Annotated in this window: 14 protein-coding genes; 3 read left to right on the top strand and 11 right to left on the bottom strand. The window is 63.9% G+C overall.

Annotation, left to right across the window (positions count from 1 at the left end):
• Position 1 precedes the first annotated feature (1 nt).
• Positions 2 to 1,429: a right-handed parallel beta-helix repeat-containing protein gene (locus HHL21_RS09520; RefSeq protein ID WP_169465076.1), complete on the top strand. Its 1,428-nt coding sequence runs from the start codon at positions 2 to 4 to the stop codon at positions 1,427 to 1,429.
• Between the two features lie 184 nt (positions 1,430 to 1,613).
• The gene (locus HHL21_RS09515) at positions 1,614 to 3,215 is read left to right on the top strand and encodes an FKBP-type peptidyl-prolyl cis-trans isomerase (protein WP_169465074.1); all 1,602 of its coding nucleotides are present in this window, start codon (positions 1,614 to 1,616) and stop codon (positions 3,213 to 3,215) included.
• Here HHL21_RS09515 and HHL21_RS09510 read toward each other — a convergent pair.
• The 9 genes from HHL21_RS09510 to HHL21_RS21650 all read right to left on the bottom strand — a co-directional run bounded on the left by HHL21_RS09510 (position 3,208) and on the right by HHL21_RS21650 (position 12,157).
• The gene (locus HHL21_RS09510; protein ID WP_169465072.1) at positions 3,208 to 3,987 is read right to left on the bottom strand and encodes a slipin family protein; all 780 of its coding nucleotides are present in this window, start codon (positions 3,985 to 3,987) and stop codon (positions 3,208 to 3,210) included. The two genes, HHL21_RS09515 and HHL21_RS09510, sit on opposite strands and share 8 nt — an antisense overlap.
• 14 nt (positions 3,988 to 4,001) lie before the next feature.
• Positions 4,002 to 5,372 carry an NfeD family protein gene (locus HHL21_RS09505; protein ID WP_169465070.1) on the bottom strand — a complete coding sequence of 457 codons (1,371 nt, stop codon included), beginning with the start codon at positions 5,370 to 5,372 and terminating at the stop codon, positions 4,002 to 4,004.
• 105 nt (positions 5,373 to 5,477) lie between these two features.
• On the bottom strand, positions 5,478 to 6,263 hold the full coding sequence (locus tag HHL21_RS09500; RefSeq protein WP_206085696.1) for an HDOD domain-containing protein: 786 nt from the start codon (positions 6,261 to 6,263) through the stop codon (positions 5,478 to 5,480).
• Positions 6,264 to 6,444: 181 nt separating this feature from the next.
• Positions 6,445 to 7,404: a BON domain-containing protein gene (locus tag HHL21_RS09495; RefSeq protein WP_169465066.1), complete on the bottom strand. Its 960-nt coding sequence runs from the start codon at positions 7,402 to 7,404 to the stop codon at positions 6,445 to 6,447.
• Between the two features lie 84 nt (positions 7,405 to 7,488).
• Positions 7,489 to 8,148 carry a hypothetical protein gene (locus HHL21_RS09490; protein ID WP_169465064.1) on the bottom strand — a complete coding sequence of 220 codons (660 nt, stop codon included), beginning with the start codon at positions 8,146 to 8,148 and terminating at the stop codon, positions 7,489 to 7,491.
• Positions 8,141 to 8,833, bottom strand: a complete 693-nt coding sequence (locus tag HHL21_RS09485; RefSeq protein WP_169465062.1) for a hypothetical protein — start codon at positions 8,831 to 8,833, stop codon at positions 8,141 to 8,143. Before HHL21_RS09485 ends, HHL21_RS09490 begins: the two co-directional genes overlap by 8 nt.
• A 170-nt stretch (positions 8,834 to 9,003) precedes the next feature.
• Complete coding sequence (locus HHL21_RS22030; RefSeq protein ID WP_308640231.1) at positions 9,004 to 10,635, bottom strand: methyl-accepting chemotaxis protein; 1,632 nt, start codon at positions 10,633 to 10,635, stop codon at positions 9,004 to 9,006.
• Between the two features lie 232 nt (positions 10,636 to 10,867).
• A complete protein-coding gene (locus HHL21_RS09475) occupies positions 10,868 to 11,746 on the bottom strand; it encodes a DUF8614 domain-containing protein (protein WP_229496259.1) in 879 nt (292 codons plus the stop codon).
• Positions 11,747 to 11,779: 33 nt separating this feature from the next.
• Positions 11,780 to 12,157, bottom strand: coding sequence for a hypothetical protein (locus HHL21_RS21650; protein ID WP_229496257.1), 378 nt, complete (start codon positions 12,155 to 12,157; stop codon positions 11,780 to 11,782).
• A 111-nt stretch (positions 12,158 to 12,268) separates the two neighbouring features.
• On the opposite strand from HHL21_RS21650, the gene HHL21_RS09470 reads away from it, so the two are divergent.
• Complete coding sequence (locus HHL21_RS09470) at positions 12,269 to 12,454, top strand: hypothetical protein (RefSeq protein ID WP_169464739.1); 186 nt, start codon at positions 12,269 to 12,271, stop codon at positions 12,452 to 12,454.
• A 143-nt stretch (positions 12,455 to 12,597) separates the two neighbouring features.
• Here the strand turns inward: HHL21_RS09470 and lpdA are convergent, their stop codons facing one another.
• Both lpdA and aceF read right to left on the bottom strand, forming a co-directional pair.
• Positions 12,598 to 14,385: a dihydrolipoyl dehydrogenase gene (gene lpdA, locus HHL21_RS09465; protein ID WP_169465058.1), complete on the bottom strand. Its 1,788-nt coding sequence runs from the start codon at positions 14,383 to 14,385 to the stop codon at positions 12,598 to 12,600.
• 13 nt (positions 14,386 to 14,398) lie between these two features.
• Positions 14,399 to 15,733 (bottom strand): dihydrolipoyllysine-residue acetyltransferase, encoded by a 1,335-nt coding sequence (gene aceF / locus HHL21_RS09460; protein ID WP_169465056.1) that lies wholly within the window; start codon positions 15,731 to 15,733, stop codon positions 14,399 to 14,401.
• Between the last annotated feature and the right edge of the window lie 25 nt (positions 15,734 to 15,758).

Below are 15,758 nucleotides of genomic sequence, written 5' to 3'. Positions count from 1 at the left end.
AATGCCCAAGAACTCCCGGCGCCGTTCGCCATCCATCAAGAAAATCGCCCTCTTCGTTTTGCTGATCGTCGTGTTCGCCGCGGCCGCCATTGCATGGACGCTGGAAAGCATGGCGCTGCCGCCGCGCCAGTTTGGCCCTTATATTGAAACCCGCCTCGCCGGAAACGGTTGGGCGCGGATCGGCGCCTGGTTTGCGCTTACCTTCAACGAACTGGAACGGGGAGCACCGCTGGCGGCCCTTCCAGCGCTGCGCGCCGGCGCGCAGCCTGCGCCGGCCACGCCTGCGCCTTCCGGACTCGTGGTCGCGGTAGACAACGCGGACGCCGCGGTCAAGGCAATCGAAAAGGCGCAGCCGGGAGACGTGATCACGTTTGCGCCGGGCACCTATCATTTCAACGGCCGTCCCTATCTGGCGACCAGCAGCGCCAGCGGCGTCACCGTGCGTGCCGGCCTGCCGGGCAGCGTGACGCTGGAGTTCGGTCTTCCCGGAGGTTTCCTGGTCGCCTCGCCCAACTGGACCTTCGAGAACCTGCACATCCGCGGCGCCTGCAAGACGCATGACGGCTGCGACCACGCATTCCATGTGATCGGCCGCGGCGCCGGCTTCGTCGCCCGCAATAACACGGTGACCGATTTCAATACGCCTTTCAAGATTGGCGGCAACGGCAACGCCTATCCGGATAACGGCGTCATCGAGAACAATACAATCAGCAATACCCGCCCGCGCGACACCGCGGCAGCCGTCGGCGCGGTCGACCTGGCCGCCGCCAGCAACTGGACGATCCGCGCCAACCTCGTCAGCGACTTTGCCAAGGCGAAAGGCGATCGGGCCAGCTTCGGCGTGCAGGCGCGCGGCGGCGGCAAGGGCAACCGGATCGAACGCAACGTCGTCATCTGCGAGAACAGGCTGCGCAGCGTGCCGGGACAGCGCACCGGCCTGTCGTTTGGCGGCGCCGGCAGCATCGCCGCGCATTGCCGCGGCAAGCGCTGCGTGCCGGAACAGGATGGCGGCGTGATCGATTCGAACCTCGTCGCTTCGTGCTCGGACGAGGGGATCTACCTGAACCGCGCTGCGGCGACGACCGTCACCCACAACACCCTGCTGGATACCGCAGGCATGAAGGCGCGATGGCCGGAAAGCGGCGCTGAGATTCACGGCAACATCGTCGACGGAAGGATCGTGGCGCGCGATGGCGCCGCGTTGCGCGAGGACGACAATCTCGACACTGGCGTGACGCGGCTGTTCACCGGCGCGCATCCGGTGCGCGACCTGTTCTCGGCATCGGCGGGTCTCGACCTGCGCTGGCGCGGCGATGCACCGCGGCGCGATGCGACGCCGCTGGCCGGCGCCGACTTGTGCGGCACCGTTCGCCCGACCGAACCGGCCTATGGCGCCTTCGAGGACTTCGCGGCCTGCCTTACAAATTAGCGAAAATCTTCTACACATGCCCCGGTATAATCTTTCGGATTTACAAGACCCCTTTTTTGCTGACCGAAAGCGTGTGATGACCAAGCCGATGAAATATGCAGCCCTGTGTTCCCTGTCCGTCCTGTTAGCCGCCTGCGGGGCAGACCGCAGTCCGGATTCGCAGCCGGCGACCGTAGCGTCGCGGATGTCCGCTACCGTGGCCGCCCAGGCGCAGCCGGCAAGCGCCTACTACGACGTTGTCCAGCATATTTACGTCGGCTATTTCGGACGCCCGGGCGATTCGGGTGGCGTGGACTACTTCGCCCAGCTGCTGAGCAACCTGGGTGCGCCGACCAACATCGCCGACCTCAGCGTGGCGTTCGACAGCAACAGCCAGGTGGCTTTAGTGATCGATGGCTTCGGTACGAGTGCCGAATCGCAAGCGCTGTACTCCGGCGACAATAACGTGTTTATCGACGCGGTCTACCGCAACCTGTTCGGCCGCCCGGCGGATGCGGCAGGCAAGACATATTGGGTGGACTTGTTGGATCGTAAAATCATGACCCGCGCCTCCGCCGCGATCAAGATCATGGCTGGCGCCCAGCTCACCGACCGCGACGAAATCGCCAAACGGGCGCTGGTCGCGGGCGCCTTCACCACCGCGCTCAATACACCGCAACGCCAGCTTGCTTACAGCGGCCTGGACGCGAACGTGGTCGTGCGTAACCTGCTGGGGACGGTCACCCTGTCCACCGACCCCGCCGCATTCGCAGCGAACATCGATTTCACGCTGAACACGCTGGTCTCCCAGCTTGGTGCGCAAGGCATGTACGCGGGCAAGCTGACTGCCACCGGCCGCCTGTTCAACTCGCTCGTGCTGGAAAATGGCCAATACTGGGGCTTCTACGGCACCGCCACGTCCGGGGCGCTGTCGCCGACCGGCTTCGTGCAGGGGAGCGGCAGCTCGTCGGCAGGTAGCTTCAATGCGAACGACCTCAAGGACTTCGGGCCGAACCCGGCCGTGCTGGGCAGCCTGACTGCAAACTATTCGTCGCTGGTAAGCCTGGCCGGCACGATTGCGATCGGTGGCAGCACCCTGCCGTTTTCGGGCGCCGGCATTGCGGAAGCAAGCTACCGCTACAACGCGCCCGCCAAGCTGTCCGACCTGGTCGGCAGCCAGCGCATGGCCGGCACGCTTGGCCATCACATCATGCTGGTTAACGCCGACGGCACCTTCAGCGCGACCACCTTGCGCTGCAGCTATTCGGGCAAGTTCACCCCACGTCCAACCGGCAAGAACGTCTTCGACGTCAGCTGGGCGTTCGGCGCAGGCACCTGCCCGCTCCAGGGACAATCGGCCACCGGCGTGGCGTTCAGCTACGCGGCGAATGCCGGCGCAACACGCAGCCTGATCGTGGCGGCGACCAATGCGGCGCGCACCACGGGCACGATGGCGGCGACGCCGCAGGACGGACTGGTCATCACCGACACGGTGGTCGGCGGCGGCGCCATGGCAGTCCCGGGCAAGTCCCTGACCGTCAACTACACGGGTTGGCTGTACAGCGAAACTGCCCCCAACAAGCGCGGCGCGCAGTTCGACAGCTCGGCCACGCGCGGCCCGTTCGCATTCCCGCTTGGCGTCGGCTCTGTCATCGAAGGCTGGGACCGCGGCGTGCTGGGCATGAAAGCTGGCGGCAAGCGCACGCTGGTGGTCCCCGCGGAGCTGGCGTACGGCTCGCGCGCCTCGGCGTCGATCCCGGCCAACTCGGTGCTGATCTTCGACGTCGAACTGCTGACCGTTAAGTAGAGCGCGGCCGGTCCGGGGCGACCCGGCCGGCAATCAGCTCGAACAGTTCGATCGGCATCGGGAACACCACCGTCGAGGTCCTGTCCGTCGCCAGGGTGGTCAGGGTTTGCATGTAGCGCAACTGCATCGCCCCCGGCTGTTGGGCCAGCACCTGGGCTGCCTGCATCAGTTTTTCCGAAGCCTGCAGCTCCCCTTCCGCATGAATCACCTTGGCGCGCCGCTCGCGCTCGGCTTCGGCCTGGCGCGCGATCGCGCGGATCATCGACTCGTCCAGGTCGACATGCTTGATCTCGACGTTGGCCACCTTGATTCCCCATGCATCGGTCTGCGCGTCCAGCACTTGCTGGATATCGATGTTGAGCCGCTCGCGCTCGGCCAGCATGTCGTCCAGCTCATGCTTGCCCAGGACCGAGCGCAGCGTGGTCTGCGCCAGCTGGCTGGTCGCCTCAAGGAAGTTGGCCACCTGGATGATCGCGCGTGCCGGATCGATCACCCGGAAATACAGCACCGCGTTGACCTTCACCGACACGTTGTCGCGCGAGATCACGTCCTGCGTCGGCACGTCGAGGACGATGGTGCGCAGGTCCACCCGCACCATCTGCTGGACGACCGGAATCAGCAGGATCAGGCCCGGCCCCTTGACCCGCCAGAACCTGCCCAGCTGGAACACCACGCCACGCTCGTACTCGCGCAGGATGCGCACCGACATGCCGAACAGCGTGGCCACGATCAGCACCAGCAGCCCGGCCCCAAAACCGATTTCGAAAATCATGCTTGTTCTCCTTGTTATGGATGTTCTGCAGGAACCACCTCGAGCAACGGCCCGCTGCGGCCGACCACGCGCACCGTCTGCGCGCGCCTGAGCGGCGTGGCGCTCGTCACGCGCCAGGTTTCGCCGCGTACATTGGCCCAGCCCTCGCCGCCGGCCGTGTCGTCCAGCACTTCGGCAATGCTGCCGATGATATCGGACGGACCGCCGAACACGGCGCGGCGCCGCGTCTTCAGCGCGATGCTGGCGGTCGCACCGATCAGCACGGCGCTGACGATCGCGACGGCGGCGACAAGTCCGACCGGAACGCCGTAATCCGGCAACTCGGTATCGATCAGCATCAGCGCGCCAGCGACGAAGGCCGCCACGCCGCCTAATCCAAGAATGCCGAAACTCGGCAGGAAGGCTTCGCCGATCATGAATCCGATGCCCAGCAGGATGAACGCCAGGCCGGCGTAATTAACCGGCAGCAGCTGCAGTCCGTACAGCCCCAGCAGCAGGCAGAGCGCGCCGATCACTCCGGGCGCCACCGCGCCGGGGCTCATGAATTCGAACATCAGGCCGTAGATGCCGAGCGTCATCAGGATCAGCGCGATGCTGGGATTGGTCAGCGCCGACAGCGCTCGCGTGCGCCAGTCTGGCTGGATGGAGTTGATCGGCGCGCCTGCCGTATCGAGGGTAAGCTCGCGCCCCAGCACCTGCACCTTGCGGCCGTGCAGCGCCTTGACCAGCGCCTGCACATCGGGCGCCACCAGGTCGATCACCTGCAGCTTGAGGGCCTCGCCGGCCGGCAGGCTGAGCGATTCGCGCACCGAGCGTTCTCCCCAGTCGGCATTGCGGCCGCGCATTTGGGCGAGGCCGCGGATGTAGGCGGCGGCGTCGTTCATTTGCTTGCGCGCCATGGCGCCGGCGGTGCTGTCGTCCTTGCCCGCGCCATCCTTGCCGATGGGCGGCCTGGCGCCGCGGTCGGGGCCGATGCCCACCTGCACGGGCGTGGCCGCACCGATGTTGGTGCCGGGCGCCATCGCCGCGATATGGCTGGCGTAAAGGATATAAGTGCCGGCGCTGGCAGCCCGTGCGCCGCCGGGCGCGACATAGCTGGCGACCGGCAGCGGCGCGGTCAGGATGGCCTTGATGACGTCGCGCATGGCGGTGTCGAGTCCGCCGGGCGTATCGATCTGGAGGATGACGAGCTGGCTGCCGTCGCGCGCGGCGCGCGCGATGCCGCGCACCACATAATCGGCGTTGGCAGGGCCAATCGCGCCGTCGATCGTGAGCACGGCGACAGGCGCGACCGCACTTGCGGACGGCGCGCACAAGAAGATGAGCAGGCAAGCGGCCAGCGCGTGCAGCCAGCTCGCGACCGGCACGCCGGAACGTCGGAACATACCTCCTCCCGGACCAGACTTTGTCCTTTTGTCGGGTTAGAAGCCGGGCCGGGGATTAGGTTCCCGCCACCAAGCCGTTCGGTCTCGCGACCGTACGCGGCCCGTTCAGACCAGCAGCGCCGTGCTCATCGACTTGACCTCATCGGCCGACTCTTTCAGGATACTTTCCAGCGTGTCGCCGTCAAGCACGAAATCGAGCACCGAGTCCTCATGGGCCGGCATGTCCAGCACCGGCGCTGCCAACGGCGAAGGTACCGGCGAGAACTGGTTGGCCAGGATCAAGGTGTCGAGCAAGGTGCATGGCGGCATGCTAAGCCATGCGTCGCGCAGCGCTTCGATGGCGCCGCGCACCGGCTCGGGCACCGACAGCTTGGCCAGCACCTCGCGGCTGACCACGTCTTCGCACAGCTCCGACCATTTTTCCGGGTCCTCGTCGAGCAGGCCGGGGAATTCGTCGGCGCGCGACAACAGGTAGAACCCGCCGACCTCATGCATGATCGCGGCGAACACGGCGGTATCGGGATTGACGAAGGTGACGCGCTTGGCGATCACCTGGGACAGCGCGGCGACGTGCGCCGTGTGTTCCCACAACCGTTCGGCCTTGGCGCGGATCGCCGGGTCCACGATGCGGGTGCCGAACTGGCGCACCACCAGGCTTGCGACCAAGGTCTGCAGGCTGCGGTAACCGACCCGCATGACAGCGGCGCGCGCGTTGGTGATCGGGGCGTCGCCGTTGCGGTTGAAGGCGGCCGAGTTGGCCAGCGCCACCGTGCGCGCGGCAAGTTGCGGCTCGGCCAGCACAAGCTTGATGGCATCCTCGATATGGCAATTGGGATCGTCGAGGGCGAGCTGCAGGCGCAGGGCGGCATTCACGCTGGTGGGAAAGGTCATATCCCCGCGGGCGGCCTGTGCGGCGATGTATCCAAAGGCTTCTAGTCTGTTCACGGCAAAAATTATACCCCGCCGCACCGGCTGTGGTACCAAAGGTTTCATGTTGCGGCGCCATTCAACCACACCATCAGAAAGGGGAGCCGCAGCTCCCCTTTCCTGTGCGGCCGGAAACCGGCCGCGATTACTTCACTTTCAGCGAGTTCTTCACGTTGGTCACGCCCTTGACGCCTTTCGCCAGCCGCACCGCCTTGTCGGCTTCCGCCTTGGATGCCACGAAGCCGCTCAGGTTGACCACGCCGTTCTCGGTATCGACGTCGATCGCCAGCGCCTTCAGCTCAGGTTCCGCGAACAGGTCGGCCTTGATCTTGGTCGTGATGACGGCGTCGGCCACGTTTTCCTTGGTCTCCGCAGCGACGTTTTTGGTCTTGGCGGCAATGGTGTCGCCGGCGCGTTCGGTCTTCGCAGCGGCGTTCTCAGCCATACGCTCGGTCTTGTCGCCGGCGCGTTCAGCGGCGTTGTCGGTGCGCTGGGCTGCGCTATCGGCGGTTATCGCGGTACGCTCGGTGGCACGCTCGGTGCGGTCGGCGATGGTTTTGCCTTCGTGCTGGATCAGGCAACCCGTGGTCGGCTGGCCGGCGATCTGCGCGCACTTGTCGACGGCGGCTGCCTTGGCAGGGTCGCGCGTTTCGGTGCTGGTGACAGGGCTGGCCGGATTGGTGCTGGCAACCGCCATGTTGCGGTCAGCCTTGGCATCGTCCAGTGCCGCGGTGTGGACGGTGTGCGCGGTGCTCAGGCAGCTGTCTTTCTCGCCGCCGGTCATGGCTGCGCACTTGGCCTTGGCCAGCGCGTGGTCGGCATTGGCCAGCGCGGTGCGCGCCTTGGTGCGGTCCTTCTGGGTGTTCTTGTATTGGGCGACGGCATCGGCTTCAGCACGGGCGCGCGCAACCTTGGCTTCCTCGACGCAAACCTGGCGGGCGGCGCCGCCCATGCCAGTGCAGTTTGCCGACGCGGCCTTGTAGTCGGCGGCGGCCTTCTGGCTCATGTTCTTGTAGCTGGCCGGATCGCTCGGGTTGCCGGCTGCATGGACGGAAAAACTGGCGCTGAGGGCAGTCGCCAGCAGGGTTGCGCTAAGTGCTTTCATGGTGTTGTCCCTTCATGTGTATTGTTGGTACACGATTTAACGCCCGTTCGCCCAACCGATCTGTGCGAGAACGTACATAAAGAGTTATTGATATCTCAACATTCGCTGCCCGGCCAGCGCGAAAATATTTCCTTCGGCATCGACCGCGCCATCGCGGCGGGCGACGTCCAGCCACGCCAGGGTATCGTGTTTTGGCTCAAGGAACCGGCGGCGCACGCGCTGGATCTGCGCGACCATCGCGTCGAAGCGCTCCGGGTGGTAACGCGCCAGCCAGGCGATCTCGGTCATGTCGGCAAACGCTTCCTCGGTACGGATGCGGCGCGCGAACCAGTTGCGCACCGGACCGAACCAGCCGACGACGGGCAGCAGCTTTTCGTTGTGCGGATAACCGTTGAGGCGGCGGTAGCAATGGCCTACTTCGTGCATCGCCGCGCCTTGCAGGAACAGCTCGAGCAAGGCCGGATCGATCATCGCCTCGAGTCGGCGCGCGGTCGGGTTGTCGCGCACCGACACCACCAGGGTGCAGCGGCCGTTCTCATTCCATATACCGATTGGCGTGTGGCCGGACAGGCCATTGCCGTGCGCGACCTCCATCACGATGTCGAGCCCATGCGCTTTGCCGAACGCTACCGCGTAGCGCGCGGCGGCGATCCATTGCTGCTCGCTGGCCTCGGCGGCCGGCACGGGAAGGCTGGCGCACAGCAGCGCCAGCGCCGCGCAGGCCGGGCGCCACAGCTTACTCATCCTCGAGCAGGCCGCGGCTCCAGGTCGCGCGCACGTCTTCGAACGGGTTGTCGGTGGACCCGAACACGCTCGCGTCCCTGGCGAGCTTGACCCACGCCCAGGTGTCGTGGGCAGTACGCACCTCAGGGTGATGGCCGCGCACAGATTCCAGCCAGCCATACACGCTCGCGTACTGATCAGGATTCCTGTGCCTGGTCCAGGCCAGCGCGACGAGGTCGGCGTAGCCTTCTTCGCGCCGGTTTTCGCGTAGCGCTTTCGATTCTTCGCGCAGGGATTTGTCGTCGGCAAATTCTTCGCCGACTTCGGTGAAGCCGGCAGGTAATGTGTGCCAGACGCCCTGCGCGTAGCGCCAGCAGTGGCCCAGCTCGTGTGCCGCCATCGTTTCGATCAGCAGGCGGTGCCTGGCTTCCGGCACATCTTTCAGGACGGCTTCCGCTTCCGGGTTGCCGCGCATCGACAGCACCAGCTTGCAGCGTCCATCGACGAAGCCCATGGCGAACGGCACCGTGCCAGGACGCGCCTTTGGCTGGACGACAACATCAATGGGAAGCTTGATTTTCTTGGAATACGCCAGGACCGGCGACGCCGCCTTGAGCCAGCGGATTTCCTGCTCGGTCAGGTCGGCCGAGGCAACGCCAGGGGAGGAAAACAGGTACAGCGAGGCGATGAGGATTCTCTTTAACATGGCGGGCTCCTTACAGGTCCATAAATGCCTATCGCCAATTCTAAGGCCCGCCTTACCCCCCAATTCAACTATATTTCTGTGCAGATATAGAACTGCAATCTTGTCGAAAATGCGTGTCGATACACGTTCGGCGGATGCGGGCGGTGCCCTGATCCGCCTTACGGAATCGCTTAGTAACTAGCGATCTTCATAACGGACGGCGCGGTGCGAGCCGCCGGGCGTCGTGATGCGACTGTCGCCGGTCGGCCAGCATCCAGCTTGAAGATGCTCACCACCTGCTCCAGCGCATGCGCCTCATCCTGCAGCGACGCCGCCGCAGCCGTCGCCTGCTCCACCAGCGCCGCATTGCGCTGCGTCGCTTCGTCCATGTGCCCGATCGCCTGGTTCACCTGCTCGATGCCCGCGGTCTGCTCCTGGCTGGCCATGCTGATCTCGTTCATGATGTCGGTGACGCGCTTGACACTGGTAACGATCTCTTCCATCGTCGTCCCCGCCTCGTCCACCAGCCGCGCACCCACTTCGACGCGCTCGACCGAGCTGCCGATCAGGCTCTTGATTTCGTGCGCCGCCGCGGCCGAACGCTGGGCAAGGTTGCGTACTTCAGTAGCAACCACGGCAAAACCGCGGCCCTGCTCGCCAGCCCGCGCGGCTTCCACCGCGGCATTCAGCGCCAGGATGTTGGTCTGGAATGCGATGCCGTCGATGACGCCGATGATGTCGACAATCTTCTTCGACGATTCGTTAATCGAAGCCATCGTGTCGACCACTTGCGACACCACCGCGCCGCCCTTCACCGCCACTTCCGAGGCCGACACGGCCAGCAGGTTGGCCTGGCGCGCATTGTCGGCATTCTGGCGAACCGTGCCGGTCAGTTCTTCCATCGACGACGCGGTTTCTTCGAGGGTGCCCGCCTGGGCTTCGGTGCGCCCCGACAAGTCGATATTACCGGCGGCGATTTCCGTCGACGCAGTTGCGATGGCGTTGGTGCCGGTGCGCACCTGGGCGACGATATCGACCAGGCTGTCGCGCATGCCCTTCATGGCGAACAGCAGGCTCGACTTGTCGCCGTGCACGGTGTCGATGCTGACGGACAGGTCGCCGGCGGCGATGCTGCCTGCGATCGCTGCTGCATAGCCAGGCTCGCCGCCAAGCTGGCGCAGAAGGCTGCGGCTGATGAACCACGCAGCGGCCGAACCGAGCGCAATGCCGACGGCGCACAAAGCGAGCATCCATACCTGGAACGAGTGCGCCAGTTCGGTCGCATAGGCCGCCTCGCCCTTGTTCATTTTCTCTTCGAGGTCGATCAGGCGGTTGATGCTTGCGAGCCATTCGACGAAGGCCGGAGCCGCCTGGGACGCGAGCAGCGCGGTCGCTTCTGGGATGTTGTCCGCGAGGCGCAGTTCGATCACGCGCGCGACCAGCGGCTGCGTCTTGCGTTCGCTTTCCTTGATACCGGCCAGCGCGGCCTTCTCTTCATCCGAGATGTCGGTGCGGCCCTGGAACATCGCGTCGAGCGGTCCGGCCGAGTCGGTGTAGTTCTGTTCGAGCTTTTTGATCAGCTCGATGTGCGGCCTGGTGGCGACTGCATCGGCGGCCAGCGCCACGTCGCGAAGGGCGATAGCGCGGTCATGGACACTGCCGCGGAAATTGATCGCATAACGCTGCTTGACGTTGTTCACGTCATTGATGCGGTTGAGGCTGTTGTCGATGTTGTTGACGCGCATGGAAGCAAGCGCCCCGAGGAGCAGCATCAGCACGAATACGCCGCCGAAGCCCAGGGCAAGGCGGGCGCGGATTGTCAAACCGGAGTTAGTCATTGTCGTGGACAGTCGAGAAAAGTACCGGAAAGGCGTCCGGACGCTGCTGCCCGAACATCATTCCAACTGGCAACAGCGCAACTCTAGCACAATCACGTGTCCTATGTGCAACGCCTATTGAATAATAGCAATTGATTTTCACCGTCTATTGATAAGGAAATACTATCAGTGCGCGTTGTTCAGGACAAAAACAAGGGACGGCTAACGCCGCCCCCTGTTATCGGCCTTCTTGTTCACCTGCCAGCGCCTTCGCCGTTGAGAAGGTCGGACGGATATCGTTCGGCACCTTCTTCATCTTGTCCATGGCCTTCTGGACATCAGGACGAATCACCACGTACTTCGTCATCATCGCCATAGCCAGTGCGTAGTCACCAGTCGCTTCGATCATCAGGAACTCGCGATCGAGGTCGGTCACGGCCTGGCGAATCTTCTTGAAATCGACTGAGAACGTGCCGTCGCCGTGCGAGATGAAGCCGCCTTTATCGAGCAGGTAGTTAAGCTGGATCGCCATGCCGCGAGCGTGCGAGTCGGTCAGGCCGAAGTGCAGCGTGCGGAACGCCGACGCGAGGAAGGTGTTGTGCAGCTTGCGCTCGGCGGCCTCGCCCTGCCCCAGCGAGTCCTTCAGCAGGCCCTTGTCCATCATGTACATCAGCGCCCACAGGCCAGTGACGTCGGCCTTGGCTTCCTCGATGATCGAATAGGTTTCCTTCAGGTCCTGGCGCGGTGTCGAGTCCTTGCCATCGACCCTGGTCGCATGCGGACCCAGGCCGTGCATGATTTCGTACGCGAGGATGTGGGTGAAGAAGGAGTCGAAATCGAGATCCTTCTGCGCTTCCGGACGCAGCACCAGCTTGGCGATCGGCGTCAGGGTCGACTTGAACTTCGCTTCCTGCACGTTCTTGAGCATGACGCGCTTGGAGCCGCGCTTGCTGATGATGCGCTCGTCGTTCGGCAGGTTGTAGGCCGCGGTCTGCACGCCCATGTTGCCGTCGCCGGCGCCGTACACCCGGTTCACCACCACCATCGGCGCCATCGCGCCGACCTTCGGGTTGCGGTACTCCTTGCCGATCGGAAGATTGTCTTCGAGCTCCTGCATGTACTTGCCGAAGAAGTCGAGCTTGCGCGTCTCCTAGTCGTCGCGGATGTTCACGTAGGCTTCGAACGCGGCCTTGTAGCCAAACAGTTCGTCGTTATAGGTCTCGTATGGGCCGATGGTGATGTCGACCGGCGAATCGAGATCCATCCATGCGAAGTCCGACTCAAGGTAATCGTTGGACAGGAAGGCGTCCGCACGAAGCGCCAGGCATTTATTTAGCGAGGCGTTATCGGTCAGCGCCGCCGCATCGCGCAGCAGCCTGGCCAGCTTCTCGAGCTCGGAACGGTATTCGTCCGAATACTTCACCACCTTGAATTTGCCGTCGGAGCCAGTGCGGATCGTCGTGAAGAACCACTGCGCATCTCGACACGCTGCAGCTGCGGTCGGCGAGGAGCGAATTGTAATCTTCAATGTGCGCCATCGCACGGATCAGTTGTTGACGTTCAGGCATGCTAGACGCCTCTAGGGGACTTTTTTAAGAATTAATAATAGGCTCGGGCGACCGTGCCGCAGGGAGGCAGTATGAGCAAGTCCGCACGACACGAATGGCGCGATCAGCAAGCGTCGCTGAATGAGCGGCTGAAGGGTTTCCTGCAAAATCCAGGAAGCGACCAGATGGAAGCGATGGTCGAAGAAATGCGCGCGTACGCAGATGCCGCGCGCTCGGGCAGTATCGATATTCCGACGCGTTCGACGATCTACAATTAAGAACACTACAACAGCGTTCGCGCTGTGAGGCGACCCGTGAGGGCGCAGGAATAAAAACGGGGGCGGACAAATTGTCCGCCCCCGTTTTGTTTACACCGTTACCTTACGCACCTCGTTCCAGCGAAAGCGGGAACGACACGACATTAGCGCTTGCGCGGTGGCGGCAGATCGGTACACACGCCTTCGTACGCTTCGGCCGCCATGCCAATCGACTCACCCAGCGTCGGATGCGGGTGGATCGTCTTGCCGATATCGACGCCATCGGCGCCCATCTCGATCGCCAGCGCGATCTCGCCGATCATGTCGCCCGCGTGCGTGCCGACGATACCGCCGCCGACAATCCGATGCGTCTCCGCATCGAACAGCAGCTTGGTGAAGCCTTCGTCACGGCCGTTCGCAACCGCGCGGCCGCTGGCGTTCCATGGGAAGTGGCCCTTCTCCAGCTTGATGCCCTTGGCCTTGGCTTCGTCTTCGGTGATACCAACCCACGCGACTTCCGGATCGGTGTACGCCACCGACGGAATCACCTTCGCGTCGAAGAAGGCCTTCTCGCCATGCGCCGCTTCCGCAGCCACGTGCGCTTCGTGCACCGCTTTGTGAGCCAGCATAGGCTGGCCTACCAGGTCGCCGATGGCGAAGATGTGCGGCACGTTGGTGCGCATCTGGCCGTCGACCGGGATGAAGCCGCGGTCGGTGACGGTGACGCCAGCCTTGTCGGCAGCGACCTTGCCGCCGTTCGGGCTGCGGCCGACTGCGACGAGAACCATGTCGTAGATCTTCGGTTCAGGTGCGGTGGCGCCGGCTTCCGCAGCTTCGAACGTGACCTTGATGCCTTCAGGGAGCGCTTCCACGCCCACCGTCTTGGTCTTGGTCATGACGTTATCGAAGCGCTTCTCGTTGAACTTCTGCCAGACCTTGACCATGTCGCGGTCCGCGCCCTGCATCAGGCCGTCCATCATTTCGACGACGTCGATGCGCGCGCCAAGCGTCGAGTACACGGTCGCCATTTCGAGGCCGATGATGCCGCCGCCGATGACCAGCATGTTCTTCGGTACCTGGCGCAGTTCGAGCGCGCCGGTCGAATCGACGATGCGCGGATCTTTTGGCACGAACGGCAGGTCCACCACCGCGGAACCGGCTGCGATGATCGCCTTCTGGAACGCGACGACTTTCTTGCTGCCGTCGGCCGCGGCCACTTCGATGTGATTCGGGCCGACGAACTGGCCGACACCGGTAACCACGTTGACCTTGCGCGTCTTGGCCATGAAATTCAGTCCGCCGGTCATCTTCTTCACCACGCCATCCTTGTAGGCGCGCAGTTCGTCGATGTTGATCTCAGGCGCGGCGAACGATACGCCGTGCTTGGCCATGCCCTTGGTCTCGTCGATGACGGCCGCAACGTGCAGCAGCGCCTTGGACGGGATACAGCCCACGTTCAGGCACACGCCGCCGAGCGTTTCGTAACGCTCGATCAGGACCGTGTTCATGCCCAGGTCGGCCGAACGGAATGCCGCCGAATAGCCGCCAGGGCCTGCGCCCAGCACCATCATCTCGCATTCGATGTCGACCTTGCCGGTGTAGCTGCCGGCCGGGATCGCGGCGGCCGCAGGTGACGGAGCGGCGGCGGCTGGTGCAGGAGCGGCTTGTGCAGGCGCAGGTGCAGCGGCAGGTGCGGCAGCAGCCGGTGCGCCCGCCGCCTCTTCCAGCGTCAGCATCAGCGAACCTTCGCCGATCTTGTCGCCGACCTTGACCTTGACTTCCTTGATCACGCCAGCGTGCGTCGAAGGGATCTCCATGCTGGCCTTGTCGGATTCGACCGTCACGAGCGACTGGTCCACCTTGATGGTGTCGCCAGCCTTGACCATGACCTCGATAACTTCGACTTCCTTGAAGTCGCCGATATTTGGAACTTTAACGTCGATAGTGCTCATTCGCCCGATCTCCTTAAAGCAGTGACTTGCGCAGGTCGGCCATGACTTCGGCCAGGTATGCAGTGAAGCGTGCGGCCATCGCGCCGTCGATCACGCGGTGGTCGTACGACAGCGACAGCGGCAGCATCAGGCGCGGCTGGAATGCCTTGCCGTCCCACACCGGCTTCATGGCCGACTTGGACAGGCCAAGGATCGCCACTTCCGGTGCGTTGATGATCGGCGTGAACGCCGTACCGCCGATTCCGCCCAGCGACGAGATCGTGAAGGTCGCGCCCTGCATGTTTGCCGGGCTCAGTTTTCCGTCACGTGCATTCGCGGACAGCTCGCCCATTTCGGTCGCGATCTGCGAGATCGATTTCTTGTCGGCGTCCTTGATGACCGGGACCATCAGGCCGTTCGGGGTATCGGCTGCGAAGCCGATGTTGTAGTACTGCTTGAGGATCAGGTTGGCGCCGGTGCCGTCGATCGATGCGTTGAACGCCGGGTACTTCTTCAACGCGGCGACGCTGGCCTTGATCACGAACGCCAGCATGGTCAGCTTGACGGTCGACTTGGCCTTCGCCAGCGCAGCGTTCGAATCGACGCGGAACTGTTCGAGGTCGGTGACGTCGGACTCGTCGAACTGCGTCACGTGCGGGATCATCACCCAGTTGCGATGCAGGTTCGGTCCGCTGATCTTCTTGATGCGCGACAGCGGCAGCAGTTCGGTCGGGCCGAACTTCGAGAAGTCGAGCGATGGCCATGGCAGCAGGTCGAGGCCAACGCCTGTGCCACCGCCGGCGGCAGCTTTGCCGTCGCCTGGCGCGCCGCTGGACAGCACGCCCTTGACGAAGTTCTGCACGTCTTGCTGGGTGATGCGGCCCTTAGGACCGCTTCCCGGGACGCGAGTCAGGTCGACGCCGAGTTCGCGCGCGAACTTGCGGATCGATGGCGAAGCGTGCGCCTTGCCGTTCGATACTGGGGCAGGTGCAGCCGCGGTTGCCGTTGCCGGTGCAGGAGCCGCAGCAGGTGCTGGCGCTGCGGCCGGAGCTGGTGCAGCAGCAGCAGCAGGCGCCGGCGCGGCCGGAGCCGCAGCAGGTGCCGCCGGCGCTTCAGCGGCTGCGCCGCCTTCGGCAGCCTCCAGCGTCAGCAGCAGTGAGCCTTCGGCCACCTTGTCGCCTACCTTGATCTTGATTTCCTTGACCACGCCAGCATGGCTGGACGGGATCTCCATGCTTGCCTTGTCGGATTCGACCGTGGCCAGCGACTGGTCGACCTTAATGGTGTCGCCCGGCTTGACCATCAGCTCGATCACTTCGACTTCCTTGAAGTCGCCGATATCCGGGACTTTAACTTCCACTACGCTCATATCGTTGCTCCGTTCTTATTTGATT

The sequence above is a fragment of the Massilia polaris genome (assembly GCF_012927275.1).
Classification (GTDB): domain Bacteria; phylum Pseudomonadota; class Gammaproteobacteria; order Burkholderiales; family Burkholderiaceae_D; genus Telluria_A; species Telluria_A polaris.
The sequence above is the reverse complement of the archived record's forward strand: the minus strand, read 5'-3'. Positions and strand labels throughout refer to the sequence as shown.

Bases quoted from the DNA above. Each gene is read 5' to 3' on its own strand.
- HHL21_RS09520 (WP_169465076.1), top strand. From the start codon at position 2: ATGCCCAAGAACTCCCGGCGCCGTTCGCCATCCATCAAGAAAATCGCC.
- HHL21_RS09515 (WP_169465074.1), top strand. From the start codon at position 1,614: ATGTCCGCTACCGTGGCCGCCCAGGCGCAGCCGGCAAGCGCCTACTAC.
- HHL21_RS09510 (WP_169465072.1), bottom strand. From the start codon at position 3,987: ATGATTTTCGAAATCGGTTTTGGGGCCGGGCTGCTGGTGCTGATCGTG.
- HHL21_RS09505 (WP_169465070.1), bottom strand. From the start codon at position 5,372: ATGTTCCGACGTTCCGGCGTGCCGGTCGCGAGCTGGCTGCACGCGCTG.
- HHL21_RS09500 (WP_206085696.1), bottom strand. From the start codon at position 6,263: ATGACCTTTCCCACCAGCGTGAATGCCGCCCTGCGCCTGCAGCTCGCC.
- HHL21_RS09495 (WP_169465066.1), bottom strand. From the start codon at position 7,404: ATGAAAGCACTTAGCGCAACCCTGCTGGCGACTGCCCTCAGCGCCAGT.
- HHL21_RS09490 (WP_169465064.1), bottom strand. From the start codon at position 8,148: ATGAGTAAGCTGTGGCGCCCGGCCTGCGCGGCGCTGGCGCTGCTGTGC.
- HHL21_RS09485 (WP_169465062.1), bottom strand. From the start codon at position 8,833: ATGTTAAAGAGAATCCTCATCGCCTCGCTGTACCTGTTTTCCTCCCCT.
- HHL21_RS09475 (WP_229496259.1), bottom strand. From the start codon at position 11,746: ATGCAGGAGCTCGAAGACAATCTTCCGATCGGCAAGGAGTACCGCAAC.
- HHL21_RS09470 (WP_169464739.1), top strand. From the start codon at position 12,269: ATGAGCAAGTCCGCACGACACGAATGGCGCGATCAGCAAGCGTCGCTG.
- lpdA (WP_169465058.1), bottom strand. From the start codon at position 14,385: ATGAGCACTATCGACGTTAAAGTTCCAAATATCGGCGACTTCAAGGAA.
- aceF (WP_169465056.1), bottom strand. From the start codon at position 15,733: ATGAGCGTAGTGGAAGTTAAAGTCCCGGATATCGGCGACTTCAAGGAA.